The organism is Paracidovorax wautersii (genome assembly GCF_900113035.1).
In the GTDB taxonomy this organism is placed as follows: domain Bacteria; phylum Pseudomonadota; class Gammaproteobacteria; order Burkholderiales; family Burkholderiaceae_C; genus Paracidovorax; species Paracidovorax wautersii.
Map to the genome: position 1 here is coordinate 1 of NZ_FONX01000055.1, position 1,362 is coordinate 1,362.

At 57.6% G+C, this 1,362-nt stretch carries 1 protein-coding gene and 3 tRNA genes; all 4 read right to left on the reverse strand.

Features of this window, described 5'->3' with window-relative positions; all coding sequences use genetic code 11:
• On the reverse strand, positions 1-95 hold a 95-nt coding region (locus tag BM070_RS23935), incomplete at its 3' end, for a GTP-binding protein (RefSeq protein ID WP_005434227.1).
• Positions 96-167: 72 nt separating this feature from the next.
• Positions 168-242: transfer RNA gene (locus BM070_RS23940), tRNA-Thr, on the reverse strand.
• A 40-nt stretch (positions 243-282) separates the two neighbouring features.
• Positions 283-356, reverse strand: a tRNA-Gly gene (locus tag BM070_RS23945).
• Positions 357-403: 47 nt separating this feature from the next.
• Positions 404-489: transfer RNA gene (locus tag BM070_RS23950), tRNA-Tyr, on the reverse strand.
• Positions 490-1,362 lie beyond the last annotated feature (873 nt).

Sequence of the window (1,362 nt, forward strand, 5' to 3'; positions counted from 1 at the left end):
ATCGCTGCCGTCAGCGTCGTCTTGCCATGGTCCACGTGGCCGATCGTGCCCACGTTGACGTGGGGCTTGGTACGTTCGAACTTACCTTTTGCCATCTTTCGACTCCGAAAAAACTATACCAACACACTGGATATTGGCGCAATCTCAACCGGACGCACCACAAAATTTGGTGCCCATGGCGGGAATCGGACCCGCGACCTCTCCCTTACCAAGGGAGTGCTCTACCACTGAGCCACATGGGCATTTGCTGACACTAGGCCACAACTTCTCTCTTTGCCAGATTGGAGCGGGAGACGGGAATCGAACCCGCGTCATTAGCTTGGAAGGCTAGGGTTCTACCATTGAACTACTCCCGCACAAGCCTTTCGACCCATCACAGCAGCGCTCAGCGCAACCTCAAATCTGGTGGAGGGGACTGGATTCGAACCAGTGTAGGCGTAAGCCAACAGATTTACAGTCTGCCCCCTTTAGCCACTCGGGCACCCCTCCGGAGAGTCTCAAATTATAGCAGCACAATTCGGCTCGGCGGCAATCTTTCTAAAATTTCTCGCATCGGCTGCCGGGGCCGCACCTTCGAACACTGGATGAGGGTCTCGCCACTCGCCAGGTCGCCCAAGCCATGCCTTCGGCTGCGCAACAGCAGCTGGTCAACCGGCAGCAGCGCCCTACCCATCCACACTGCGCACCCAGCACTCCGTGGGAGTGCGACAAAGAGCCGATCGGGAACAGGTAGGCCGATGGGTAGGCAAAGGGCTGCGATGCAAGCCCCAATGCCTTATCTGACGCCGAGTGTTCTGATCAGCCGACTCATTGCGCGGCAAGGGAAGCAGCGCCCCATCCATGTCCCCATCGACCCAAGTCCAGCATAGCTTTAAGGACACACGGGAAGCCAACGATCTCACCCAAGGTCATCAAAGCAAGTGCCCCAGAAGGAGCCACCTTGTTCAAGGGCACGGCAAGCTAGAGCCGCACATTGCCGGAGCACTCCAACCGCATAGAACGCCCGGGACAGAGGCCCCAACACGCTCAGTCAAGCATGAACTGTGCGCTCCGCACGGACATCTGCAGCGCAACCCGACAGATCCACCCGATGCACTGCACCGTCTTCGCAATAGAACAAGCAGCAGCATAGGCCAGCCTACCGACTCAGGCGAACTGGCAGCTTAGCTTGCTCCTTGCCAGCCACTAAGGCTGACGCTTGAGCCACTTCCGCACCCTGCTTGAGCACCCAAATCTCAGTGCTTGCGAGTTTTTTCACTGCTTTGGCGCATTTCAACGCTGCAAAGCAAAGCGCCCCGAGTACTTACGTACGCGGGGCGATTTGGGCTGTAAGAGCCTGACGATGACCTACTTTCACACGGG